The organism is Roseateles sp. GW821-FHT02E12 (assembly GCF_059421665.1).
This window is the reverse complement of sequence record NZ_JBWKVK010000002.1, coordinates 474,295-499,037: the sequence shown is the minus strand read 5'-3', so window position 1 is coordinate 499,037 and position 24,743 is coordinate 474,295. Positions and strand designations below refer to the sequence as shown.

General features: G+C 68.9%; 21 protein-coding genes and 1 tRNA gene. 10 read left to right on the top strand and 12 right to left on the bottom strand.

The features are described from left to right. Window positions 1-5 precede the first annotated feature (5 nt). On the top strand, window positions 6-1,352 hold the full coding sequence (locus tag AC07V5_RS13040; RefSeq protein WP_495116101.1) for a PQQ-dependent sugar dehydrogenase: 1,347 nt from the start codon (window positions 6-8) through the stop codon (window positions 1,350-1,352). Here the strand turns inward: AC07V5_RS13040 and rpoN are convergent. After that, window positions 1,349-2,824 (bottom strand): RNA polymerase factor sigma-54, encoded by a 1,476-nt coding sequence (gene rpoN, locus AC07V5_RS13035; protein ID WP_495116100.1) that lies wholly within the window; start codon window positions 2,822-2,824, stop codon window positions 1,349-1,351. The genes AC07V5_RS13040 and rpoN overlap by 4 nt on opposite strands. A gap of 378 nt (window positions 2,825-3,202) precedes the next feature. Between rpoN and AC07V5_RS13030 the strand changes: the two genes are divergently transcribed. From AC07V5_RS13030 to AC07V5_RS13020, 3 genes are all read left to right on the top strand, one after another. Next, the gene (locus AC07V5_RS13030) at window positions 3,203-3,493 is read left to right on the top strand and encodes a BON domain-containing protein (RefSeq protein ID WP_495117061.1); all 291 of its coding nucleotides are present in this window, start codon (window positions 3,203-3,205) and stop codon (window positions 3,491-3,493) included. A 270-nt stretch (window positions 3,494-3,763) separates the two neighbouring features. Then, window positions 3,764-5,995: an ATP-binding protein gene (locus AC07V5_RS13025; protein ID WP_495116099.1), complete on the top strand. Its 2,232-nt coding sequence runs from the start codon at window positions 3,764-3,766 to the stop codon at window positions 5,993-5,995. A gap of 92 nt (window positions 5,996-6,087) precedes the next feature. Then, window positions 6,088-6,543, top strand: a complete 456-nt coding sequence (locus tag AC07V5_RS13020) for a PA2169 family four-helix-bundle protein (RefSeq protein ID WP_495116098.1) — start codon at window positions 6,088-6,090, stop codon at window positions 6,541-6,543. 93 nt (window positions 6,544-6,636) lie between these two features. Here AC07V5_RS13020 and AC07V5_RS13015 read toward each other — a convergent pair whose 3' ends face one another. Then, window positions 6,637-7,146 (bottom strand): hypothetical protein, encoded by a 510-nt coding sequence (locus AC07V5_RS13015; protein WP_495116097.1) that lies wholly within the window; start codon window positions 7,144-7,146, stop codon window positions 6,637-6,639. Between the two features lie 121 nt (window positions 7,147-7,267). Between AC07V5_RS13015 and AC07V5_RS13010 the strand changes: the two genes are divergently transcribed. Beyond that, the gene (locus tag AC07V5_RS13010) at window positions 7,268-7,711 is read left to right on the top strand and encodes a response regulator (protein ID WP_495116096.1); all 444 of its coding nucleotides are present in this window, start codon (window positions 7,268-7,270) and stop codon (window positions 7,709-7,711) included. Window positions 7,712-7,734: 23 nt separating this feature from the next. On the opposite strand, the gene AC07V5_RS13005 is transcribed toward AC07V5_RS13010, so the two are convergent. Together AC07V5_RS13005 and AC07V5_RS13000 are read right to left on the bottom strand one after the other, a co-directional pair. Then, the gene (locus AC07V5_RS13005) at window positions 7,735-8,871 is read right to left on the bottom strand and encodes a zinc-binding metallopeptidase family protein (protein ID WP_495116095.1); all 1,137 of its coding nucleotides are present in this window, start codon (window positions 8,869-8,871) and stop codon (window positions 7,735-7,737) included. Next, on the bottom strand, window positions 8,871-10,136 hold the full coding sequence (locus AC07V5_RS13000; protein WP_495116094.1) for a glycosyltransferase family 4 protein: 1,266 nt from the start codon (window positions 10,134-10,136) through the stop codon (window positions 8,871-8,873). The genes AC07V5_RS13005 and AC07V5_RS13000 overlap by 1 nt, the downstream gene beginning before the upstream one ends. An 85-nt stretch (window positions 10,137-10,221) precedes the next feature. On the opposite strand from AC07V5_RS13000, the gene AC07V5_RS12995 reads away from it, so the two are divergent. Beyond that, window positions 10,222-11,436, top strand: coding sequence for a glycosyltransferase (locus AC07V5_RS12995; RefSeq protein ID WP_495116093.1), 1,215 nt, complete (start codon window positions 10,222-10,224; stop codon window positions 11,434-11,436). A 15-nt stretch (window positions 11,437-11,451) separates the two neighbouring features. Here AC07V5_RS12995 and AC07V5_RS12990 read toward each other — a convergent pair whose 3' ends face one another. Beyond that, complete coding sequence (locus tag AC07V5_RS12990) at window positions 11,452-12,906, bottom strand: sigma-54-dependent transcriptional regulator (protein WP_495116092.1); 1,455 nt, start codon at window positions 12,904-12,906, stop codon at window positions 11,452-11,454. A 142-nt stretch (window positions 12,907-13,048) separates the two neighbouring features. Between AC07V5_RS12990 and AC07V5_RS12985 the strand changes: the two genes are divergently transcribed. After that, window positions 13,049-14,473: a phospholipase D-like domain-containing protein gene (locus AC07V5_RS12985; protein ID WP_495116091.1), complete on the top strand. Its 1,425-nt coding sequence runs from the start codon at window positions 13,049-13,051 to the stop codon at window positions 14,471-14,473. Between the two features lie 61 nt (window positions 14,474-14,534). Further along, the gene (locus AC07V5_RS12980; protein WP_495116090.1) at window positions 14,535-15,038 is read left to right on the top strand and encodes a hypothetical protein; all 504 of its coding nucleotides are present in this window, start codon (window positions 14,535-14,537) and stop codon (window positions 15,036-15,038) included. On the opposite strand, the gene AC07V5_RS12975 is transcribed toward AC07V5_RS12980, so the two are convergent. The 3 genes from AC07V5_RS12975 to AC07V5_RS12965 all read right to left on the bottom strand — a co-directional run bounded on the left by AC07V5_RS12975 (window position 14,981) and on the right by AC07V5_RS12965 (window position 17,937). After that, a complete protein-coding gene (locus AC07V5_RS12975) occupies window positions 14,981-15,670 on the bottom strand; it encodes an N-acyl amino acid synthase FeeM domain-containing protein (protein ID WP_495116089.1) in 690 nt (229 codons plus the stop codon). The genes AC07V5_RS12980 and AC07V5_RS12975 overlap by 58 nt on opposite strands. 231 nt (window positions 15,671-15,901) lie before the next feature. Beyond that, window positions 15,902-16,636 carry a SapC family protein gene (locus AC07V5_RS12970; protein ID WP_495116088.1) on the bottom strand — a complete coding sequence of 245 codons (735 nt, stop codon included), beginning with the start codon at window positions 16,634-16,636 and terminating at the stop codon, window positions 15,902-15,904. Then, window positions 16,633-17,937, bottom strand: a complete 1,305-nt coding sequence (locus AC07V5_RS12965; RefSeq protein ID WP_495116087.1) for a hemolysin family protein — start codon at window positions 17,935-17,937, stop codon at window positions 16,633-16,635. The genes AC07V5_RS12970 and AC07V5_RS12965 overlap by 4 nt, the downstream gene beginning before the upstream one ends. Window positions 17,938-18,066: 129 nt before the next feature. Between AC07V5_RS12965 and AC07V5_RS12960 the strand changes: the two genes are divergently transcribed. Beyond that, window positions 18,067-18,891 carry a symmetrical bis(5'-nucleosyl)-tetraphosphatase gene (locus tag AC07V5_RS12960; protein WP_495116086.1) on the top strand — a complete coding sequence of 275 codons (825 nt, stop codon included), beginning with the start codon at window positions 18,067-18,069 and terminating at the stop codon, window positions 18,889-18,891. A gap of 29 nt (window positions 18,892-18,920) precedes the next feature. Further along, a tRNA-Ser gene (locus tag AC07V5_RS12955) sits at window positions 18,921-19,010 on the top strand. Between the two features lie 37 nt (window positions 19,011-19,047). Here the strand turns inward: AC07V5_RS12955 and AC07V5_RS12950 are convergent. The 4 genes from AC07V5_RS12950 to AC07V5_RS12935 all read right to left on the bottom strand — a co-directional run bounded on the left by AC07V5_RS12950 (window position 19,048) and on the right by AC07V5_RS12935 (window position 24,702). Beyond that, window positions 19,048-20,964, bottom strand: coding sequence for a hypothetical protein (locus AC07V5_RS12950; protein ID WP_495116085.1), 1,917 nt, complete (start codon window positions 20,962-20,964; stop codon window positions 19,048-19,050). Window positions 20,965-21,040: 76 nt separating this feature from the next. Beyond that, complete coding sequence (locus tag AC07V5_RS12945; protein WP_495116084.1) at window positions 21,041-22,609, bottom strand: ABC transporter substrate-binding protein; 1,569 nt, start codon at window positions 22,607-22,609, stop codon at window positions 21,041-21,043. A gap of 76 nt (window positions 22,610-22,685) precedes the next feature. Continuing rightward, window positions 22,686-23,921, bottom strand: coding sequence for a cyclic di-GMP phosphodiesterase (locus AC07V5_RS12940; RefSeq protein ID WP_495116083.1), 1,236 nt, complete (start codon window positions 23,919-23,921; stop codon window positions 22,686-22,688). 136 nt (window positions 23,922-24,057) lie between these two features. After that, on the bottom strand, window positions 24,058-24,702 hold the full coding sequence (locus AC07V5_RS12935) for a c-type cytochrome (protein ID WP_495116082.1): 645 nt from the start codon (window positions 24,700-24,702) through the stop codon (window positions 24,058-24,060). Between the last annotated feature and the right edge of the window lie 41 nt (window positions 24,703-24,743).

The following is a 24,743-nucleotide window of genomic DNA, read 5'->3' as shown; positions in this document are numbered from 1 at the left end:
TACTGATGCCCCGCCACACCCTCAAGTCCTTGCACCTGGCGGTGCTGGCGGTGGCCCTGGCCGGCTGCGGCGAAAGCACGCGGCTGCCCAGTGGCGCCGACGTCGGCCCGCGGCCCACGCTGGCCGAGCCGGTACAGACCGTGCTGCCCACGGCCCACGTCGCCGCGGCACGCCCGTGGCAGCCAGGCCAGGCGCCCACGGCTGCCGCTGGCCTGCAAGTGCAGGCCCTGGCCGCCGGCCTGGAGCACCCGCGCTGGCTGCACGTGCTGCCAAACGGCGACGTGCTGGTGGCGGAGACAAATGCGCCGCCGCGGCCCGAGGAAGGCAAAGGCATCAGGGGCTGGGTGATGGGCAAGCTGATGCTCAAGGCCGGCTCCACCGGCACCAGCGCCAACCGCATCACGCTGCTGCGCGATGCCGACGGCGATGGCCGCGCCGAGGTGAACGAGGTTTTTCTGCAGGGCCTGAACTCGCCCTTCGGCATGGCATTGGTGGGCGACCGCTTCTACGTGGCCAACACCGACGCCGTCTGGGAATACGCCTACACGACGGGCCAGAAGACCCTGGCCGGCCCGGTGCGCAAGCTCACCGATCTGCCGGCCGGCACGCGCAATCACCACTGGACCAAGAGCCTCATCGCCAGCCCCGATGGCAGCAAGCTCTACGCGACCGTGGGCTCCAACAGCAACGTGGCCGAGAACGGCATCGAGGCCGAGGACGGCCGCGCCGCCATCTGGGAGATCGACCGTGCGACCGGCAACAAGCGTCTGTTCGCCACCGGCCTGCGCAACCCCAACGGCATGGCCTGGATGCCAGCACCCGGCAGCGGCGCGCCCGTGCTGTGGACGGTGGCCAACGAGCGCGATGAGCTCGGCAGCGACCTCGTGCCCGACTACCTGACCTCGGTGCGCGACGGTGGCTTCTACGGCTGGCCCTACAGCTGGTACGGCCAGCATGTCGACAACCGGGCGCAGCCGCAGCGGCCTGATCTCGTGGCGCGCGCGCTCGTACCCGACTACGCGCTGGGCGCCCACGTGGCGGCGCTGGGCCTTGCGGCAGCGGGCCGCAGCCCGCTGCCGGGCCTGCTGCCAGGGGCCGCGGCCGACGGCGTCTTCATCGGCATGCATGGCTCCTGGAACCGCAAGCCCTTCGCGGGCTACAAGGTGATCTACATCCCCTTCGCCGACGGCAAGCCGAGCGGGCTGCCGGTCGACGTGCTGACCGGCTTCCTGGGCCCCGACGACGAGGCCCGCGGCCGCCCGGTCGGCGTGGCTGTCGATGCGCGTGGTGCGCTGCTGGTGGCCGACGATGTCGGCAACACGATCTGGCGCGTCACACCGGCCCGGCCCTAAGCCACGCGCCGACGCCGTTCCACCGCGTCGATCTTCAGCATCTGACGGTACTTGGTGACGGTGCGGCGCGCGACGACCAGGCCCTGCTGGGCCAGCTGGCGCGTGATCTCGGCGTCCGACAGCGGCGAGTCGGGGCTCTCGGCCTCGATGATGTCCTTGACGAGGCTGCGGATGGCCGTGCCCGAGCAGGCACTGCCGTTGGCGCTGATCATGGCGCGGCTGAAGAAGTACTTCAGCTCCAGCACGCCCACTGGCGTGGCCATGTATTTGTTGTTGGTCACGCGCGAGACGGTGCTCTCGTGCACGCCCACTTCATCGGCGATCTCCTTCAGCCCCAGCGGCTTCATCGCCATCGCGCCGTAGTCCAGGAAGTTGTGCTGGCGCTTCACGATGGCCTCGGCCACATCGAGGATGGTGGAGAAGCGCTGCTCGACGTTGCGCAGCGTCCAGCGTGCCTCCTGCAGATGCGCGCCCAGCTCGGCATTGCCCGCCGTGCGGTGGCGCTGGAACAGGTTGGCATAGACCTGGTTGAGCCGGACCCTGGGCACGATGGCCGGGTTGAGCTGCACCTTCCATTCGCCGCGCACCTTCCTCACGATGACGTCGGGCACGACGTAGGCCACCTGCGATGAACTGAAGCGCCAGCCCGGCCGCGGGTCCAGCCGGCGGATGCGATCACAGACGGCCTCCACCCGCGTGGGTGATTCGCCGAGCCGGCGCGCCAGTGCGCCAACGTCGCGCGCCGCCAGCGCCGGCAGATGCTCGCTGATGATGGCCTGGGCGAGGCCGCGCATCTCGGGGCAGTCGATGGCGGGCAGTTGCAGCAGCAGGCACTCGCCGACGCTGCGCGCCGCCACGCCGGCCGGGTCCAGCGCCTGCACGCGCTTCAGCGCAATCTGCATCTCCTGAGGCTCGGGCATCGGGTCCAGTTCGGCCGCGCCGAGAAGGTCATCCAGCGGCGTGCGCAGGTAGCCGTCTTCGTCCAGCGACTCGACGACGGTGCGCGCCAGCGCCAGGTCGCGCTCGGACAGCGACAGCACATTGAGTTGACCATGCAGATGTGTCGTCAGCGAGGTCTCGACGGCCATCAGGTCCAGCGCGCTGAGTTCGCCCTCCTCGGCGTGGCGCTGGCCGGCGGTGTCGGCCGCCCAGAGGTCGCGGTCGCCGCCGTCGTCGGGTGCGATGTCGGCGTCGGCACCGGCGGGCAGATCCGGCTCGGCAACGCCATCGGCGGCCACGGCGTCCATGCCTCCAAGCGAATGCGGCTCGACGCCGTTGGCCGCATCCAGCGGCGGCGCGTTCTCGTCGCCGTCGCCATCCTCGGCTTCCAGGAAGGGGTTGCGGCCGAGCGTGTCGCGCAGCATGGCCGCGAAATCCAACGACGACATCTGCAGCAGGCGCACGGCGTGCTGCAGTCGGGGCGACAGAGTCTGGGCCTGCCGTTGGTCGGTGCGCTGGTCCATGGAAGGCATAGGTCTCTTTCAGGGATCGGTGGCATGCCGCGTCGCTGCAGCGCCTGCTGCGGGACTCGGCCCTGCTGTTGCAACGCAACCTCCATGCCGAGCCGCGGCCGGCGTCGCATCCGGTCACAAAAGGGCCGTTTAGCCCTGCACGACCGGCATTTCCTGCCGGTGCAGGGCCGTCAGGCCGACGGCGTGCCGGCAGGATTTACCGATGACGGCAGGCGCTGCCGGCAATTGCGGTAAAGCCTGCCGCGAAACACCCGCACACATCGGGAAACAAGGGCTGCCCGAAATCCGCCGCACCGCCCCAGGCACGCCGGTTGCTCTTGGCCCTGGCGAGATCCCCTCGCGCAAGGAGAACTCATGAAGAAGATCCTCATCGCCTCGATGGTTGCGCTTGCTGCGCTGGCCAACGTCGGCTGCGCCGTCACCAGCGGCCAGAGCACCGTGGGTGAGTACGTCGACGACGCCACCATCGCCACACGCGTCAAGGCGCGCTTCGCCGAAGACACCCAGGTCAGCGCCATGCGCATCCAGGTCGAGACACTCAAGGGCACGGTGCAGCTTGCGGGCTTCGCCACGTCGCAGGCAGAAAAGGATCGTGCCGGCCAGATCGCGCGCGCCGTGCCGGACGTCAAGGAAGTACGCAACAACATCATCGTGAAGCCCGCCAGCTGACTGATGGCCCCCTCGGGGGCGGCGATGCTTGCCGTGGCAACCGGTAAGCACATGGCCAACGCGGGACGGCGCTCGGCCCGAATCCAGCGTTTGTTTCGGCATCGCGCAGCACCTGGACATTGCGTGGCCTCCTCCTGATCATCCAGGCCTGCCGTTTGCCCTGAGCCCGGCAAAGCATCTTCCCAGCCGAGGCGGCGTTGGTGGCGCTATGGTGGCGCCTGCGCAACCGGCTCGGCCACGCCCCGTGACCCGCCCAGCCCTCCCATCACCATGCCGGTCACCATCCGATCTCGTCTGCTGCTGCTGGTGTTGTCGGTGCTGCTGCCCTGCATGCTGGGCGCGGCCTGGCTGATTGGAAGCACCTACGAGGCCGAGCGAGACGCCCACGAGCGCACGCTGCGCGACACCTCGCGCGCGCTGTCCATGCTGGTGGACGGCGAACTCTCTCGCCGCGCGGCGATCGCGCACGTGCTGGCGCAATCCACCGCGCTGGACGGCCCCGCACCGCCGGACGAGGAGCGGCTGCGGGCCTTCGAGCGACTGGCCCGGCGCGCGATGCAAGGCATGGACGGCTGGGTGGAGTTGCGCGCGCCGGCCCAGGTGCTGCTGAGCACCCGGCAGGCCGAAGGTGCAGCGATCCCGGCGGCGGGCCCGGTTGAGCTCAGCCCCGCAGCCGTCATGCTGCCGTTGACGCCGGCTGCCCCGCAGCAAGCCGGCGAGGCGCAGGAGCCGCACGCCGCCTGGGTGGAGCCGGTCACGCGCGACGGCCGGCTCGTCTACAACCTCGTCGTCACCGTGCGGCCCTCGGAGCTGCAGCGCATCGTGCAGGCGCAGGCGCCGCATCCGGGCTGGATAGGCTCGGTCATTGACAGCAGTGGCCGCCTCGTCGCCCGCCTGCCCGGTGGCGCGAGCTTTGTCGGCCGCGAAGCCACCAGCGATCTGCGCCAACGCATGGCGGCTGCGCGCGAAGGCGCCTTCGAATCCGTGTCGCTGGACGGCGTGCAGACAGCGGGCTACTTCAGCACGTCGCCGCTGGGCTGGAGCTTCATCAGCGCAATGCCGCGCCAGGAGTTCGCCGGCCGCATGCCGCAGGCGGTGCAGCGGGTCGTCGTTGGCGCGCTGGTGCTGCTGGCGCTGGCCATTGCGGGTGCTGTCTGGGTGTCGCGCCGCATCGAACGGCCCATCCACGCGCTCAAGCAACTCGCCCAGGACCTGCAGGCCGGCCGGCCCGTCGAGGCCGGGCCGACGGGCATGGTCGAGACCGACGGCGTGGCCGGCGCACTGTCCGAGGCCGGCCGCAGCATGGCCAGCGCACGCGCCGAACTGGAGCAGAGCGTGGCCGAAGCCGTGGAGCGCACGCGCCAGATGGAGCAACGCGGCGCGCAGAGCCAGCGGGTTGTTGCCCTGGGCCGGCTCACCGGCGGCGTGGCCCACGAATTCAACAACCTGCTGGGCGTCATCAGCAACAGCATGCATCTGATGCAGCGCCACCCCAGCGCGCTGGAGCTGCAGGGGCCGCTGAGCGCCACGCAGCGCTCCGTCGACAAGGGCAGCCAGTTGACCCAGCACCTGTTGCGCTTCGCCGGCCGCCGCCCGGTGCGCGTGCAGACGCTGTCGCTCGCGCGCTACCTGCCCGAGGTACAAGAGCTGATGCGCAGCGTGCTGGGCCGGCGCATCGAGATCCAGGTGCAGGTGTCGCCCCAGGTCTGGCCGGTGCGTGTGGACACCAACGAGCTGGACCTGGCCCTCGTCAACCTGGCCCTCAACGCGCACGACGCCATGCCCGCCGGCGGCGAGCTGCGGCTCAGGGCCAGCAACGCCAAGGCGACCGACCTGGAAGGCCTGGAGCACCTGCCCCCGGGCGACTACGTGCTGCTGACCGTCAGCGACGACGGCATGGGGCTGGACCCGAGCCTGGTCGAGCATGCCTTCGAGCCCTTCTTCACGACCAAGGGCGTTGGCCAGGGCACGGGCCTGGGGCTGAGCCAGGTCCATGGCTTCGCCACGCAGGCGGGCGGCACTGCGCGCCTGGCCAGCACGCCCGGCATCGGCACCACCGTCTCGCTGCTGCTGCCGGTGGCTGGTGGCACCGAAGACAGTGCCGACAAGCCCTCTGTTGACGCACCCCAGCAAAGCATCGCCGGCACGACGGTGCTGCTCGTCGAGGACGACGAATCTCTGGGCGACGTGACCGCAGCGCTGCTCATGGCGCATGGCGCCAAGGTGTTGCGTGCCAGCGAGGCGGGCGCGGCGCTGCGCGTGCTGGACGACGGCGCCAAGGCCGACGTCGTGTTGAGCGATGTCGTCATGCCCGGCACGATGGACGGTGTGGGGCTGGCGCGGCAGTTGCGCGCGCAGCGCCCGGGCCTGCCGGTGGTGCTGATCAGCGGCTTCAGCAACCGGCCCATCGCGGACGGCGAGTTCGTGCAGCTGCGCAAGCCCTGCGCGCCGGCCGAGCTGCTGCGAGCGCTGCAATCCGCCATCGCAGCGAACACGCCGTAACACGGCGGGAACGCGGGCTGCCATCAACGGGCTGGACGCTCTCGCGGCACAAGCCGCCGGGGTGAGTTCATCGACCCGTGAAAGGACATGCCATGAGCAACGACGACATCATCGACACGCTGAACGACTTGATCGAAACCTCCAAGGACGGCGAGTACGGTTTCCACGCCTCGGCGGAATACGTCACCGACACCGCCCTCAGGCAATCCTTCGAACGCCGCGCCGAGGAATGCCGCATGGCGGCCAGCGAGCTGCAATCCCTCGTCACCCACCTGGGTGGCAAGGCAGAGGACGGTGGCACTGCCGCAGGCGCCATGCACCGCGGCTGGGTGGCCGTGAAGGGCACGCTGGCGGGCTACACCGACAAGGCCATCCTCGAGGAAACCGAGCGCGGCGAGGACAGCGCACTGGAGAGCTACCGCAAGGCGCTGGAAGAATCCCTGCCGCCGGATGTGCGCCTGGTGGTGGAGCGCCAGTACGAAGGCGTGAAGCGCAACCACCTACAGATCCGCACACTGCGCGACCAGGCGCGCGCAGCTGCCTTGTAAAAGAGCCTTTGCCACTGCCCGGCCGCGGCTGCGCTGCGGCCGGGCAGTGGCTGGCCTGATCGGCGTGCCAGGGGCACCTCGATGCAAAGCGGGCTAGCCGGCCTTCTTCAGCTCGCCCGCCTCGGCCTCTTTGCCCGAGGGCGTCTGCGCATCCAGGCCACGGTCGGGCGACTCGGCCACCTGCGCCACGTCGCCAGGGCGAGCGATCAGCTCCTCGATGATGAAGTGGCCGTAGTGCTGGGCGCGCTCGGCGCCGCAGTCGCGCGCCACCGTGGCCACCTGCGCGGCCTGCGCGTCGCTGGCTGCACGCACCAGCAGCCAGTGGTAGCCCTTCTCGGCCAGCACACGGTGGGCCAGCACGAGGTTCATCTCCTGGCCGATCGACGCCAGCGGGCTGGCATTCGCGATGTCTTCGTCGATCTGCTGGAGCATCTGCCGGTCGCTGTAGTGATGCACGGCGTCTGGCGCCAGGCCCAGGCCAGCCAGGGCCAGCGCGGCCTGCTGAGCTTGCGCGGCCTCGGGAAATGAAATGACGACATGGCCGACGGGCTTGAAGACGCCGAAGCTGCGGGGTGCGTCCGTGGGGGCATCGATGGTGGTCATGGCAGGCCTTTTAGCGTGATGGGCATGGGATGGCCCTGCTTGGGCAAGCGTTGTGCCCGGCCACGCCACGAAGGCAGGCACGCAGCTTGCCCTTGCCGGTGACAAATGCTCCGGAGGAACCATGCCCATCTCAGCCCGCCGCACCGTTCTCTACGTGGAGGACCATCCGGTCAATGCGCTGTTGATGGCTGCCATCCTGGAGCGACGCCCCGAACTCGACCTCGTCATCGCGCCGACGGGCGAGGAGGCCTTGTGCCTGGCCGCCGGCCTGCGGCCGGTGCTGCTGTTGCTGGACCTGGACCTGCCGGACTTCCAAGGCAGCGGCCTGCTCGACCTGCTGCGTGCGCTGCCTGGCTGCGAGGCTGCCCCGGCCGTCGCGGTGACGGCGGACATCCACTTCGACATCAAGGACCAGGGGTTCTGCGAACTCTGGCCCAAGCCGCTGTCCGTCGATGACGTGCTGGCCCGGCTGGACGCGCTGATCGGCACACGGCCGTCACCGCCGCCGCAACTGCCCAGTGAGTTGCGCGCGCAGCCGGCCGAGCTGGCACCGGTTGAGCGCTAACTCGGCAGTGCCTCAACTGTGAATCAGCAGCCGGCCGCCGCGCCGCGCACCACGCAGTGCACCAGATGGAGCTTGCGCACCGTCGGCGCAGACAGCACGAAGGGATAGAAGTCCGCCACGCCCATGCTGCGCGAGAGTTCGTTGAGCACGCCGGTCAGCTCCATCCAGCTGTTGATGAGCTGCAGGAAGCCGTCGGCTTGCGGGTCACTCGCGTCGGCCAACAACTCGGCGCCGAAGCGCTCGTAGCTCAGCTCGACGCGTTCGCCGTCCAGGCCGAAGCTGCGCGCCGTGTCCAGCGTATCGACGAGGTGCAGATAGTGGGCCCAGGTTTCGGCCCAGTCCTCCCAGGGGTGGGAGCTGGCGTAGGCACTGACGAAGCGCTGGCCCCAGTCGGGCGGTGCGCCGTTCGCGTAGTGGCGCTGCAGCGCGGCGCCGTAGTCCTCGCGCTCGTCGCCGAACAGTTCGCGGCAGGGCTCCAGCCACGCCGTCGGCTCGACGAGCTGCTGCCAGTAGTAGTGCCCGGTCTCGTGGCGCAGGTGGCCGAGCAGGGTGCGGTAGGGCTCGCCGAGCTGATCGCGGAGCTGCTCGCGGCGCGCGTCGTGGGCCTCGGCAACGTCCAGCGTGATGACCCCGTCGGCATGGCCGGTCACGACGGGTGGGCCTTCGAGCGGCGCCAGCAGCAGGTCGAAGGTCAGGCCTCGCTCCGGGTCGTCCGCCTTCGAGATGACCGGCAGCTTCAGCCCGATCAGCGAGGACACGAGACGGCGCTTGGCCTGCTCGACGCGGCACCACCACGGCCCCGCCTCGGGCTGGGTCAGGTCGGGCACGGTGCGCGTGAGCCGGCAACAGCGGCACAGCGTCTGGCCGGCCGCAAGCTCGGCTGCACCGAGCAGCCAGTTGCAGGCGGCTGCCGAGTCGAGGTTGCCGCAGCGCGCATAGCGCCGCGCACGGCGCGTCGCCACGCCGACTTCGCGCCAGCCACCCGAGCGCAGCGGCTCCAGCGCGAGCAGCAGGCCGCGCTCGGCGTCGTAGCCCAGCGGCCGGTGGCAGGCCAGGCATTCGCTGTTGCGGAAGAACACCGGCCGGCCACAGGCGCAGCTGAAGGCACGCGCGGTCAGCGGCGCCGGCACCGGGCGCGGCGTGGTGGCAACAGGCAGCATCACGCCGCCAGACGCGCGGCGCTGCCAGCTGCAGCCAGTTCCGACAGCTGTCGCTCGAAGCGACGCTGCACCCTGCCCCAGGGAGCCTGGATGGCGGCCAGCCGCGCCAGCTGGCGCAGCGGACCGTCAAGCGCCGAGGCATCCAGGGCCCGCGTGGTGGCCTCCAGAAAGGCATCGGCGACGGCCAGCCCGGCACAGGGCGGGGCCAGGCAGCCGCTGACGCCGTCGTGCACGTGCAGCCCCGCGGCACCGGTGTCGAAGGCGGCCACGGCCAGGCCACTGGCCAGGGCCTCGAGCGTCACGTTGCCGAAGGTATCGGCCAGGCTGGGAAAGAGGAAGACGTCGGCGCTGGCGTAATACCGGGCCAGCGCGGCGTCGGTCAGCGTACCGACGAAGCGCGCCCGCGGATGGGCGCGCTCCAGTTCCTCGCGCAGCGGCCCGTCGCCAACGACCACCATGCGCAGGCCCGGGCGGCGCGCACTCAGGCGCTCGAAGGTCTGCAGCGCCAGGCCCGCGTTCTTCTCGGGTGAGAGCCGGCCCACGTAGAGCATCACGCGGTAATCGTTGGCGAGGCGCCAGTCGCCGCGCAGGCGCGGGTCGCGACGCTCTGGCGAGAACTGCTGGGCATCGACGCCGCGGCCCAGCACCTGCAGCCGCTCAAAGCCCCGGGCTGCCAGCTGGTCGTGCAGTTCGGGTGTCGGCACGAAGGTGGCGTCGGCCATCGCGTGCAAGCGCTTCAGATAGCCCAGTGCCACCGGCTCCAGCCAACCCATGCCGTAGTGGCCGCAGTGGGCGTGGACGTTGGTGCGGAAGTCGGCGCTGGTGGCCAGGCCCAACGCGCGCGCCGCGCGCAGCGCCGCCCAGCCCAGCGGGCCTGGTGTCGCCACATGCACCACGTCGGGCAACGCCTCGGCCTCCTGCCACAGCACGCGCAGCGCCGCCGGCGTGGCCCAGCCGTAGTGCAGCTCGGGGGCCATCGGGACGGGGCCGCCGACGCAGCGCCATTCCTCGGCGTCGCGGCGTGCAGGCTCAGACGGCTGGCGAGGCCGGATCAGCTGCACGGCATGGCCAGCGGCTCGCAGATGGCGCACGGTACGTTCGGCGGTCAGGGCCACGCCGTTGATTTCAGGGGGAAACGTCTCGCTGACGTAGACGATGCGCACGAGCTTCACTCCGGGCAGTTGCAGGCTCCAAAGCCATGGCAAGCGCGATGCCTGCTCGCCACGGGCCACGTGCTCGCCCAGGGCCTCGCCCCGGTCCAGCACGCGCGGGAAGCTGTAAGCCTTGCCGCAAACCGCGGCGGCATCGGCAATGCGCAGGCACGCAGCTTGCCGATGTGACCGAATGCAAATGAGCTACACACGGCCCGAGCAGCAGGCCCAGGACAGCCGTCCTGCGGCGGGCCCCCATCTGCTGGATGTGTCGATGTTCTGGAGCCCGGTCGGCGGCGTGCGGCGCGTGTTGACGGCCAAGCACGAGCGCCTGCGCGCGCTGGGCTGGCGGCACAGCGTCATCGCGCCGGGTGCGCAGGGGCCTGGCATGGTCGACTGCGGCGGCGTGGCGCTGCCCGGCGGCAGCGGCCAGCGGGTGGTGCTGGCGCGCGGCCGCGCGCTGCGGCAGATGGAGTTCATGGCGCCCGACCTCATCGAGTCGGCCGACCCCTACACGCTGGCCTGGGCCTCGCTCGCCGCGGCCGAGCAGTTGCGCGTGCCGGCGGTGGCCTTCTGCCACAGCAATCTGCCCGCGCTGGCCGCCCGCACGCTCGGCGGCCGCGGCGCCGAACGCTGGGCGCGGCGCTATCTCGTGGGCCTGTACCGCCACTTCGACGTCGTCATGGCGCCCAGCAGCGGCCTCGCCCAGCGCCTGCAGGGCTGGGGTGTGCCGCGCGTGACCGTGCAGCCGCTGGGCGTGGATTGCTCGGTGTTCACGCCCTGTGCACGCGACGCCGCCTGGCGCGCCCAGTTCTGCCGCGACCATGGCCTGGAACCGGCCACGCGCCTGCTCGTCTACACCGGCCGCTTCGCGCCGGAGAAGAACCTGCAGCTGCTGGCGGATGCCGTCGCCCTGCTCGGCCGCGGCCATGCGCTGATCGTCGTCGGCAACGGGCCGGCGGCGCCGGTGGGCGGCCAGGTGCGGGTGCTGCCGCCCGAGCACGACAGCCGCCAGCTCGCCCGGCTGGTGGCCAGCTGCGATGCCTACGTGCATGCCGGCGACCAGGAGACCTTCGGCCTGGGCGTGCTCGAGGCGATGGCCTGCGGCACGCCGGTGGTCGCGGCGGCGGCGGCCGGCCTGGGCGAGCTGGTGGCCGGCGCCGGCCTGCTGGTGGACCGGCCGCGCGCGGGCTCCTGGGCCGAGGCCATGGACGCCAGTCTGGGCGGCAGCCACACCGCCCTGCGCCGCACCGCGCTGTTGCGCGCCCAGGAACAGGACTGGCCACGCGTATTGGGGCAGATGACGCGGCGCTACGCCGCACTGATCGGCCGCCAGGCCACCGCGGCCGTGCCGGCAGCGACCTTCAGCCCACCGTTGCGCCCCTGGGCCGCACAACTGGCCCGCCAGCGCTGACGAGCCCCGGCGCGGCTACTCCGAGGTGCTGCAGTCGGAGGGCGGCGCGCTCTCGGCGGCGTATTCCTTCAGGCGGTTGTAGAGCGTCTTGAGGCTGATGCCCAGGACCGCAGCCGTGCGTTCCTTGTGGTGGTTGTAGTGCCGCAAGGTGGCCAGCATCAGCGCACGCTCGGCTTCGGCCAGGCTGGAGCCGATGGGCAGGGTGATGAAGGGCATCTCCACAGCCGCAGGTGCCGGCTCACGCGGGCGAGCGGGTGCGGGCGCAGGCATCTCCGGCGCGAAGCCCCCCCAGGCTGAAGTGACTCCGCCGGCCTCGTGGGCACCGGGCAGCCAGGTTTCGTCGATGACGTCGCCCTGGGCCATCACGTAGGCGCGCTGCACGGCATTGCGTAGTTCGCGCACATTGCCCGGCCAGGGGTAGGCGACCAGCATCGCCAGCGCCTCGGGCGTGAAACGGCGCACGGCGCCCTCCTGCTCGCCTATGGCGGCCAGGAAGTGGTTGGCCAGCAGCGGGATGTCGGCAACGCGGTCGCGCAGCGGCGGCAGCGCGATGGGGAAGATGTTGAGGCGGTAGAGCAGGTCCTCGCGCAACTTGCCGGAGGACACGGCCTGGTAGGGCAGGCGGTTAGTGGCGGCGACGATACGCACGTCGGTCTCCAGCGCCGTCGTGCTGCCCACGCGCATGAAGCGCCCGGTCTCCAGCACGCGCAGCAGCTTGACCTGCAGCTCCAGCGGCATCTCGGTGATCTCGTCCAGGAAGAGCGTGCCGCCGCTGGCGCGCTCGAAGAAGCCCTGGTGCTGGCGCTCGGCGCCAGTGAAGCTGCCCTTCTCGTGGCCGAAGATTTCGCTCTCGATGAGGTTGGGGCTGATGGCGCCGCAGTTCACCGCGAGGAAGGGGCGCTTGCGGCGGCGGCTGAGGTCGTGCACCGTCTGGGCCACCACCTCCTTGCCAGTGCCGGACTCACCGGTGATGAAGACCGACACGCTGGTGCCGGCCACGCGCGAGATCTGCTCGTAGATGCGCTTCATCGGCGCGCTGCGGCCCCAGAGGTGGCCGAAGTGGCCCGATTCGTCGAGGTTGGCCGTCAGGTCCTGGACCTCGGCCTGCAACGCCGCCGGCTTCATGATGCGCGACAGCACACCCTGGAGCTGCTTCAGGTTGACCGGCTTGACGAGATAGTCGGCCGCGCCCAGGCGCAGCGCCTGGATGGAGGTTTCCAGGTTGGCGTGGCCGGTGCACAGCACGACCTCGGAGTTGGCCACCAGCTTGGGATCGGCCAGCAGGTCCATGCCGTTGCCGTCGGGCAGGCGCAGGTCCAGCAGCAGGATGTCGGGCTGCTGCAGCGCGAGCTGGCGCCGCGCATCGCGCAGGTTGTGGGCCACCGCGACGGTGAACTGCTCGCCCGCGATCAAGTCCCGCAGCGAGGTTGCGGAGTCATGGTCGTCGTCCACCACCAAAGCGTGCGGCATGCGCGTCGTTTCCTTCGGGCTTTGTTACAGGGATACCCAGCAGCGGGCCGATCATTTTGAACAGATTCGCAGGCATGCGGAAAAAATTTCCGATTGCCGGCGAGCGCGCGGGCGGGCACGCCGATTGCCAGCGATCGATCTCATGAAACCCTGCTGCCGCCTCTCCCTCGTTGGTTGGGCCTGGGCCCTGGCAGCGCTGTTCCTGCTGGGCGGCACGGTGGCCTGCGGCAGCCTGCCTGGGGCCGACCGGCAACTGCGGCCGCTACCGCCACGCCAGGCGTCGGAGCGCATCACGCTGCAAGGCCGCAGCGGCCTGGTGAGCGAGGCCGTGGAGGCGCGTGACCTGGCCCGCGTGCGCGACGAGGGCAACGGCGCGCTGTTCGAGCATCATCTGGAAGTGCTGGCGAGCACCGGTGATGCCCAACTGCTGCGCGGCAACACGGCCAAGCTGCTCGTCGACGGGCCAGCCACCTTTGCCGCGATGAAGACGGCCATCGCCGCCGCCCGCCAGCGCGTGATGGTGGAGTTCTACATCGTCGAGGACGAGGGCGTGGCTGCCGAGGTGGGCGAGTTGCTGTTGCGCAAGGCGGCCGAGGGCGTCAGCGTGGCGCTGCTGTACGACAGCGTCGGCTCGATGGGCACCGACGCCGCCTTCTTCGAACGCCTGCGCCAGGGCGGCATCGCCGTCTGCGCCTTCAACCCCGTCAACCCGCTGGAGCGGCCGGGCCACTGGGGCCTGCTGCAGCGCAACCACCGCAAGATGCTGGCCGTCGACAGCGACGTGGCGTTCACCGGCGGCATCAACCTGAGCAATGTCTACGCCGAGGGTTCCTTCGGCAGCGCCCGCCGAAGAGCCCCTCCGGCAGACGCCGACAAGCAGGGCTGGCGCGACACGCAGGTGGAGTTGCGTGGCCCCGTCGTGTCGGCGCTGGCCGTGGTGTTCCGCGAATCCTGGGCGCTGCAGGGCTGCAAGGGCGAGCTGGCAGCGGCACCGGCGCCACGCGTGGCCACGCCGGGCCAGCGCGTCGTCAAGCTGGTGGTGGGCGACCCGGCCAATGGCATCAACCCGAGCTACACGGCCTTGCTGCGCGCCATCGGGGCCTCGCAGCGCAGCGTGCAGCTGACCATGGCCTATTTCGCGCCCGGCGACGAACTCATCCAGGCCCTGTGCGACGCGGCCCGGCGTGGCGTCGCCGTCTCGCTCGTGCTGCCGGGGCGCAGCGACGTGGCGATGGTGCTGCACGCAGCGCGCTCGCGCTATGCCCAGCTATTGGAGGCCGGCGTGGAGATCCACGAGATGACGCAGTCCGTCATGCATGCCAAGACGGCCGTTGTCGACGGCGTCTATTCCAGCGTCGGCTCCAGCAACCTCGACTGGCGCAGCATCGTCGGCAACCACGAGATCGACGTCATCGTGCTGGGCGACGACTTCGGCCAGCAGATGCAGGCCCTGTTCGCCCGCGACCTGACCGTGTCGCAGCGCATCGAGGCCGCGCAGTGGTCGCAGCGCGGCCTGGGCCAGCGCCTGCTGCAGGGCTTTGCGCGCCTCGTTGAGCCGCTGCTTTGAACGCGCGGGAACGCCGTTTGCCACTGAGCTGCGGGTTCATCAGCACCTCTGGAGTCACACCATGAAGATTGAAACCATGGACACCCCCTCCATGGCAAGCGCCGCCAATGCGGCCGCCGCCGAACACTTTCTGCACGAGATGCGCCTGGAGCGCCCTCGCCGCCCGGGCGGCAGCACGATGGGCCGCCTGATGCGCCGCAGCCGCACGCGCACGGCCGGCATCCGCTTCGAGTGGGTGCTGCGCACGGTCGGGCCGGTGCTGCGCGTCGTCGCGACATGGACTGACAGCCTCGGCCAGCCGCATCACACGTCGTTCTCCGTGCAGTGCAACGGGCTGGAAGGGGCGCTGGATCGCGCCATCGCAGCGCGCATTTCCTGCGGCGCGCCTTTGCCGAACCGCGAGGATTTACTGCAACGTCTGCAGCAGGAATTCGCCACCGCGCCGCATGTGGCCGCGCAGCTGACTGACCGTCAGCCGGGCTGCACCGTGCCGGCGGGCCTGTTCGCTCAGGGGAGCTTGGCGAGCATGGCGGCTTCGGTCGCCTCGTCCCACGCCAACGGGTAAAGGCAGCGCGCCTGGGTGAGCAGCTCGGGGCGGCCGCCCCAGACCGCGATCTGCTCGCGCACCGTCGCGAAGTCGATGCTCATCAACACGGCCGGTGCGTTCACACGCGGGTTGTGGCGGGCCGTGGTGAAGGGCAGCAGGCCCAGGTAGCGGCGGTAGAAGGCGACGTGGCGCGGGTTGACCTCGATGATGAGGCGTTCGCAGCGCGCCTTGCGGTGGGCGTGCAGGTAGCCGAGGTGGAACACCTGGGCCAGCACGCGCTTGGCGTTGTGTGAGTGGCGGTCCACGGCCAGGCTGCCGAACTCGCAGAGCTTGACGCCGCCGGCGCGCCATTCGGCCAGTTCGGCCTCGAACAGCTTGTCGGCATGCAGGCCGCCCTGGCCGTCAAAGCGCACCGACAGCGTGCCGACGATCTGCTCGCCATTGCGCGCCGTGCAGACGATGTCGCCGTCTTCGTTGCGGCTGCTGTAGCGCTCCCGCGTCACCGACAGGCCGCGATCCCCATAGCGACGCTCGACCAGGTCGTAGGCATCGCCGTCCAACGCACCGAAGTCGCTGTCCAACTCCAACGGCGGACCGCCATTGGGGTTCAGCGGCGTGCGCCGGCTTTCTTCAAAAAAGGTAGGGATCATGGACAGCATCCTTGGCGCCCAACGCGCCGAGGGGCGGAGTCTAGGGATTGAAATGACTCAATCTTTTGACATTCACAGACGGATACATCTAATTTCAAGCCTCGTTTGGGTTTATGCGTCACTCAGAGAAGTGACAACTGCCGCTTCGAAAAGCTGCTTTCTGCCCGGCGGCACACAGCGGCCAAGAAAAAGGCCACGCAGTGCGTGGCCTCGTGCTGACACAAAGACGGGTCAGACCGCGTACTTGTTGACCAGGCGGTTCATGTTGGTCAGCGACAGGCGGTGCATCTCGATCAGCGCGATGAGGCCGTTGCGATGCAGTTGCAGCACCTTGTCGTCCGCCAGCTCGGCGTACTTCTTCTCGTCCAGGGCCAGGAAGCCTTCAACGTCGAACTTCTCGCCATTGGGCAGCGTGGCTTCGAAGCGCATGTCCTGCAGCAGGTCCATCTCAACCAGCAGATTGCAGATCAGGCGGGTGCGCTCGGCTTCCTGCTCGAAGTTCTCCAGGAAGGACTTGGCGTTGAGCAGGAACTCGGTGGGCTGGCCGTCCTTGAACAGGGCTTCGCCGGTGGTCTCGTTGAAGGCCGGCCACTTGGTGTCGTAGCAGACAGCCATGTTGTTGGAGCTGTCGTCCAGGCGGGCCATCACGAACGGGTAGCGGCGCACGTAGGCGGGCACGTAGTTGCCCGTCCACTTGTCACCGTCGACGAAGAGGTTGGAGCCTGCACGCAGGCCCAGCACGGCCAGCGGTGCCACGGCGGGCTTGCTGTCCGGGCCAGCGCCGCCGGCACGCACGAAGACGACCGGATATTCCTTGCAGGCGTCGCCAAATTCGACGGCGGCCAGGAAGACCGAGTTCTGGTCGGCCACACGGCTGACGACGGCCTGGTTGGTGTCCAGCTTCAGGTTCTTGTGGACTTCGCGGTCCAGCGGCAGCAGTTCGCCGTACATCGGGGGGTTGCTCATGATTCTTTCTCTCCAGGTTCGGTCAGACGACTGACCAGCACTTTGTCTACACGCTTGCCATCGAGGTCCACGACCTCGAATCTCCACGCGTCCCACTCCACGACATCGGTCGTGCGCGGCAAGCGCCCCAGCAGCAGCATGATCATGCCGGCCAAGGTGTTGTAGCGCCCACGGTCCTCTTCGGGCAGTTCCTTCAGCTCCAGGCGGTCTTTCAGCTCGGGCACGGGGATGAGGCCATCGATCAGCCAGCTCCCGTCCTCGCGTTGCACCGCCCAGGCATCGCCATCGCTGGGGGCATTGAACTCCCCGGCAATGGCCTCCAGCACGTCGCGCACGGCAATGACGCCCTGCACCTCGCCGTACTCATCGACGACGAAAACCAGCGGCGCGTCCGACACGCGGAAATGTTCCAGCAGCTCCATGCCCGACAGCGTCTCGGGCACGAACAGCGGCGGCTCCAGGCCCGCCATCAGGTCCAGCGGCAGGCCTTCCAGCATGCCGGCCAGCAGCGCCGGCGCATTGGCCACGCCCAGCACCTCGGTCAGGCCGCCACGGCACACCGGGTAGCGGTTGAAGCCATGCTCGCGCAGCACCGCCAGCACCTCGGCCGGCGTCGCGTCGACTTCCAGCCAGGCAATCTCGGTGCGAGGAATCATCATCGAGCCGACCTGGCGCTCGTCCAGGCGGAACACGTTGCGCACCATCTGGTGCTCGTGCTGCTCGATGACGCCGGCATCCAGCCCTTCCTCCAGGCTGGCGGCAATCTCTTCTTCCGTCACGCCACGCTGGCCCTTGTTGCGAAGGCCCAGCAGGCCCAGCGTCGCCTCGGTCGTCACGCTGAGCAGGCGCACCAGGGGCCGCGCAGCGAGGGACAGGAAGTTCATCGACGGCGCAACGAGGCGAGCCACGTTCTCGGGGTAGATCTGGCCGATGCGCTTGGGCACCAGCTCGCCGAAGACGATGGTCAGCAGCGTGATGATCACGACCACCAGGGCCGTCGCCGCGATCTCGGTCGCATGGGGATGCAGGTTGAAGGTCTCGCTCAGCCAGCGCGACAGCGGGCCCGAGAAAGCCGCATCGCCGACGATGCCGTTCAGCACGCCGATGCCGGTGATGCCGATCTGCACCGTCGACAGAAATTTGGTCGGGTTGTCGTGCAGGTCCATCGCGGCCTGTGCGCCGCCCTCCCCGCTCTCCACCATCACCTGCAGCCGGGCCTTGCGGCTGGCGGTCAGCGCCATCTCCGACATCGCGAAAAGGCCGTTGATAAGGATCAGAACGAGAACGAGAGCGGTGTCCATTGAAGGCGCCAAACCCTGGGAAAACCCCAGGTAGCGCAAGGGCAAAAACGAAGCCCGGGAGACTATCAGATGGAGATGACCCGGCCCATCGTGCGATCCCTCGCTTCGGGGCCGGGAGAATCACTGCCCATGAACTATCTGATCGGCGACGTCCAAGGCTGCTGTGATGCCCTGGAGCGCCTGCTTCAACGCATCGATTTCTCCCCATCGCGCGACCGCCTCTGGCTGCTGGGCGACCTTGTCAACCGCGGGCCCCAGTCGCTGGCGACGCTGCGCAAGCTCATCCAGCTGGGTGATTCGGCGACCTGCCTGCTGGGCAACCACGACCTGCACCTGCTCGCCGCGGCCCAGGGCGTGCGCCGGCCGCACCGGGGCGACACGCTGGACGACATCCTGGCCGCCGCTGACCGCGACGCGCTGACCGACTGGCTGCGCCACCAGCGCATGGCCGTCTACGAGGCCGGCTGGCTGATGGTGCATGCCGGCGTCGCGCCGCAATGGAGCCGCGACGACACGCTGGCGCTGGCCGCCGAGGTCGAGGCCGTGCTGCGCGGCCCCGCCCTGCCCGACTTCCTGCACGCCATGTACGGCAACGAGCCGGCGCGCTGGGACCCCGACCTCGCCGGCACTGCGCGGTTGCGTTTCACCGTCAACGCACTGACCCGGCTGCGTTTTTGCACCGCCGACGGCGAGATGGACTTCAAGACCAAGGACGGCGCTGGCGCCGCGCCCGAAGGCTTCATGCCGTGGTTCGACGTGCCGGGCCGGCAAACCCAAGACACACCCGTCGCCTTCGGCCATTGGTCGACGCTGGGGCTGCTGGACCGCCCGCACCTGCTCGGCCTCGATACCGGCTGCATCTGGGGTGGCCAGCTGACGGCGGCGCGTGTGGATGGCTTGCAGCGCGAAATCATCTCGGTGGCGTGCGAGCAGGCGCAGCAGCCGGGCACATAGCCCGGCACCGTAGAATGCCGCCTCCCCGGGGAAGCGTGGGAGAGTGGTTTAATCCAACGGTCTTGAAAACCGTCGAAGGTGTGAGCCTTCCGTGAGTTCGAATCTCACCGCTTCCGCCACAAGACAAAAAAGGCGCCCTTGGGCGCCTTTGTCGTTTCAGAGCTTGCCCGTGTACCGGGTATGGAAACGCCGCCCCTGGGCGTCCATGGCCTGCAGCCACAGTTCCGACGTGACAGCGCCCACGGGCGTGTAGGCCGTGCTCAGCGTGGCGACGGTCTTGGGCGGGAGCGGCGGCGCCGTGTCCACCACCGTGGGTGAGCCACCGGCCGTCGGCGTGAAGACGCGCTTGATCTCGATGATGCGCAGGTCCGGGTTGGCCGCGGCCCAGGCGGACCAGTTGATGATCAGCGTGCCGCTCTGCAGCGTGGCCGCGAACAGCGGGCTGGCAACGGCGACGCCGTCCAGGGCCGGGAAGCGCGTGGCCGCCGGTTCGCCGAGGACGTCGGCGCGCAAGTAGGCGGTACGCGTCTCGGCTGCGCCAGCGATCGTGTAATTGACGATGTATTTGGCGCCACGCACGCTGTCCGCGCTGCCGATCCAGCCGACCGCCGCGCGCTGGATGGCGAGGTCGCCGACGCCACCCGTCGCGATCAGATTGGTGGCACCGGTCGTGGAAGACACGCACAGGTTCGGGCGGCTGCAATAACCGAACGGGATGCTGAAGCCGCCGGGCAGCTGCAGGGTGGCCGAGCTGATCAGTTGCACCGGCGGGTTGACGGGAATGGGGTCGGGCGTCTGCGCCTGGATCTCGACCTGCAGGCCGATGCCGGGGTTGGGCACGACGGCGGTGCTGGCCGTGCCGTCGGCGTTCAGCGCCATGAAGCCCAGCGGGTGCACGGCCACGGCGAGCTTCTTGCCGTTGCCGATCAGGTTCCACTTGTTCGTCGTCGTCGCGGCCTTGTTGTAGCTGACGGCGTCGCTGAACAGATCAACGACGGCGCCGGTCGAGTCGCTGATGACGGCGCCCACCAGCACTTTGCTGCAGTTGCCCGCGGTGGGTGCGTCGTCGGCGCAGCCCAGCAGCTGGAAGCGACCGAACTGGCGGTTGGCCGTCGTGTAGATGGACAGGGTGGCGGCGAGGTCGGTCTTGCTGCGGCTGTTGTGCTTGTCGTAGCCACTGACGAGGGCGCTCGTCAGGATGGTGCTGACGTCGCGGCCCTGGGCAATGAGCTGGTTGAGCGCGGCGCCGAGGTCGTCCAGGCCGGGCAGATTGCCGAGCAGCGTGCTGGCACTGGTGGCGGCCTTCAGCGTGGACGTGATGGCATTGGCCGGCGTGCCGCTGGCCTTGAGCAGCTCGGTCTGTGCCGTGGTCAGCTCGACGACGACTTCAGCCGTCGGCGCGGCGAGGAATTTGTTGCCGATCTGCAGTAGCGGCACATTCAGCCTGGAGCGGGCCAGGTCCACCCGCACGCTCTCGATGAGCAGGTCGTGGGCGCCCTTGTTGGCGGCGAATGTCGCGTCGGCCAGCAGGTCCAGCGTCTTGGGGTCGGTGAACTTGAGGTCGGTCAGTTGGGTCTTGACCAGCGTCTTCAGGAAGTCGCTCGCGGCGGTGCTGGCGTTGGCCATCTGCGTCAGCTGGCCGGTGCTGGTGGCGGCGGCCGCGAACACCGGCGCGGGCTCGGTGCCCAGCGACAGCGCGACGATGGCATTCGTCAGCGGCGTCACATGGCCCACCATGGCGGCGCTGATGGTCGGCACCGTGGAGTGCAGCACTTGCATGGTGCCGCCTGCGTCCAGGCCACGCGCCTGGATGAAGAGGGGCGCCGCGGGGCTGTTGGTGCTCAGCGTCAGGCTGTAGCTGCCGTCGGCGGCATGGGTGGTTGCCGTGCCAACGGCCTTGCCCTGGCCGTCGACGACGCTGATCTGCGCGCTGACGAGCGGCGCGCCGGTGGCGGCAACGCCGCGCAGCGTGGGCGGCTTTTCCAGCACCGGCGTATCCGAACCACCACCACCGCCGCCTCCGCAGGCGGCGAGGGACAGGGTCAGGACGAGGGCAGCAAGGCGATACAGCATGGCGCGGGCGGAAATCTGGGCTCAGGCCAGTGTCCCGCGCCGGCCCCTCAGGCGATGGGCCGTTAAAGGGCGGAAATCAGCGGCTGATTTGCACCCAGGCGAGTTCGAGCCAGTTGTCGGGCCGGTGTACGGCCGTGACATTTGCCCGCGCGCCCCACGGCACCACCTGGCGGTGCAGCGGAATGATGTTGACCTGCTCGCGCAGCTCGGTGAGCGCACCGCGGATGAGCTGCTCGCGCTTCTTGGCATCGGGCTCGACGCTGGACTGGGCCGCCAGCGCATCGGCCTTGTCGTTGCGGAAACCGCCGAAGTTGTAGTTGCCCACGCCCTTGTCGCCACGCGTGCGGTACAGCGGCGTCAGGATGCTCTCGGCATCGGTCACCGAGCCACCCCAGCCGTACATGTACAGGCTGGTGTCGTACTTCTCCAGCTTGGGGAAGTACAGCACGCGGGGCATGGCGTTGACCTTGACCTTGACCTTGAGCTGCGCCCACATCGAGGCCAACGCCGTGCAGATCTCCTCGTCGTTGATGTAGCGGTTGTTGGGGCAGTCCAGCGTCACCTCGAAGCCGTCGGCAAAGCCGGCCTCCGCCATCAGCTTCTTCGCGCCGGCCAGGTCGTGCGGCAGGCGAGTCTGCAGGGCCGGGTCGTCGAAGGAGGCGTTGCCGGACGGCGTCAGCGCGCCGGTGGGCACGGACAGACCCGCCATCAGCTTGGTCCTCACCGCCTCGATGTCGATGGCCTGGTAGAGGGCGCGGCGCACGCGCACGTCCTTGAAGGGGTTCTTGTCGCCCGGCACGTTGCCGTACAGCAGCTTGTCGCGCGACTGGTCCATGCCGATGAAGACGAGGCGGTTCTCCGGGCCTTCGATGACCTTGACGCCGGCCGTGTTGCGCAGCCGGGCGATGTCGCGCGGCGCGGGGTCGAGCACGAAGTCGATCTCGCCCGAGACCAGCGCCGCCAGCCGCGTCGCGTCGGTGGCGATGGGCGTGTAGACGACCTCCTGCAAGTTGCCCTCGGTCTTGCTCCACCAGTTCGGGTTGCGCTTGAGCACCGTCTTGATGCCGGGTTGGCGGCTGGCCAGCATGAAGGGGCCGGTGCCGTTGGTGTTCAGCGCGGTAAAGCCCTCTTCCTTGTTCTTGAAGTCCAGCGGCTTGGTGGCCTTGTGCGCTTCGCACCACTTGCGGCTCATGATCCAGAGCTGGTCGATGTGCTGCAGGAAGATGGGGTTGAAGGTGGTCAGCTGGAAGTCCACCGTCAGGTCGTCGACCTTCTTGGCCGTGCCCACGGCATTGGCCCAAACGGCGATCTGCGAGGTGGGCTCCTTGGCGCGCTGCACCGAGAAGGCGACGTCATCCGCCGTCAGCGGCGTGCCGTCGTGGAACTTGACGCCTGCGCGCAGCTTGAAGCGCCAGCTCAGCGGGCCGGTCTGCTTCCACTCCGTGGCCAGACCCGGCACCAGGGCCAGCTTGGCGTCACGGTTCGTCAGCCGCTCGTAGATCTGGCCATTGACCATGTTGGTCAGGCTCTCGTTCTGCGAGTCCGGGTCCATGGTCTGCGGATCGCCCTGGCTGGCCCAGCGCAGGGTCTGCGCCGACGCGCCGCAAGCGACCGCCAAAAGGGCCACGCCCATCCATCGTTTCATCGCTGATCTCCCAACTGCATGGGCGCAGTTTAGGAGGGCCGGCAATGCCCCTTCATCATCGTTCCGCGTTGGGAGTTCAACGTTTTCCGTTGGGATTCCAGAGCTCGTCGAGATGGGTGAAGTTCCAGTTCTCGGGCGGCTCGCGGCCGGCGATGCGGTCACTGGTGCCGCTGGCAGCCAGGTCGATGAGCTGCACCGGAATGGGCATGCCGGACTTCGTCGAAAAGAAGACCTTGACGCGTGGCAGGACGAGGGCCGCCGGGTTCTGGTCGACGACGACGGCCAGCTTGCCGGACTGCAGCCGCACCAGCGTGCCGGTCGGGTAGATGCCCACGCTCTTGACGAAGGCCTGAAAGATGATCGGGTCGAACTGGCCCTTCCACTGCGCCATGCGCTGCAGCGAGCCGGCAGGGTCCCAGGCGGCCTTGTAGGGGCGCGTGGACGTGATCGCGTCATAGACGTCGCAAACGGCGCCCATGCGCGCCATCAGGCTGATCTGCTCACCCGCCAGCTTGTGCGGGTAGCCGGTGCCGTCGATCTTCTCGTGGTGGTGCAGGCAGACGTCCAGCGCCGCCGGCGGCACCTTGGTGCCATCCTTCAACAGCTCCCAGCCACGCTCGGGGTGGCTGCGCATCACGTCGAACTCGGCATCGGTCAGCGCGCCTGGCTTGTTCAGCACATGCAGCGGCATTTGCATCTTGCCCACGTCGTGCAGCAGGCCCGCCAGGCCGGCCTCGCGAGCCTGCTCGTCGGGCAGGCCCAGGTGACGGGCCAGCGCCACCATCAGGCCGCAGACGGCGACCGAATGCATGTAGGTGTAGTCGTCCTTGGTCTTGAGCCGGGCCAGGCTGACGAAGGCCGACGGGTTGCGCTCCAGGGAGGACGCGATCTCGCCAACGATGGGCAGGCAGACCTCGGAATCGATGGCCTTGCCCAACCGCGCCTCGTTGAACAGCGCTGTCACCGCCTGTTTTGAACGGTGCAGCACCTCGGCGGCGCGGCCCACTTCGTCCTCGAAACGGGCCCGGGGTTCGCGCTGGACGGGTGCGGGGGCTGGTGGCGACAGCTGCTGAGGCGGCGGTGTTTCTATCCTGGGGGGCGGCGCTGGCGGCTGGGCCGGCGTGCCGATATCGCAGCCTTTGCTCACGTCGATCCAGACGGCCGGAAGGCCGCTGGCCCTCAACGCGGCCAGGTCGACCGGGTCGGTCAACACGAACTTGGTTTTCCAGAACGGATGCGAAAGCCAGGATCCTTCCAGTGACTGGATATACATCCCAAGCGTCGCTTCAGAAACTGGTATTTTTTTGAGCATGGCACCGCGTCGCACCGCGGGCGCAGTATCACCGCCGGGTCCGGCGCCGGGCGTGCAGCAATGCACGCCCGTCTGGTCTGACTCAAAAAAACAAAAGCCGCCTGGCAAGGCGGCTTTGTCGGCAGGCCTCTTGGGCTCAGCGGAACTTGCTCTGCGGCACGGTAGCGAGTTCGGTCGGCAGAGAACCGATGTAGGCGGCGATGGCCTTCAGCTCGGCGTTGCTGAACTGCTTGACCTGGCCGGCCATGACGCCGTTGCTGCGGCCGACGTTGTTGTTCTTCTCGGTCTTGTACGACTTCAGCGCAACGCTCAGGTAGTCGGCGTGCTGGCCCGCGAGCTTGGGGTAGCTCGGGTCGATGGGCTTGCTGAAATTGGCGCCATGGCAGGACACGCAGGCGCCCTTGGTCAGCAGCTCGGCCACGTTGGCCGGTGCGGCCGGAACGTTGTCGGCCACGGCCGGCAGCTTGGCTTGTTGCTCGTAGAAGGCGGCAACGTCGGCCATGTCCTGATCGCTCAGCGAGCCGGCAATGCCACGCATCGTCGGGTGCTTGCGGTCGCCCTTGGCATAGGCCTGCAGGGCGCTGACGATGTACTTCGCGTTCTGGCCCGCGATCATCGGCACCTTGTGGATCTCGGGGAAGCTGGCCTGGTAGCCGACGATGCCGTGGCAGCCAATGCACATCGCAACCTTCTTCTCGCCCGCTTTCACATCCTGGGCCTGAGCTGCAAAGGCAGCAAAGGCAGTGGCCAGGGCGAGCGAGATCTGCAGCAGTTTTTTCATGGTCCCGAGGAGTCGTGTTCTTGAGCGGCGGCGATTATAGG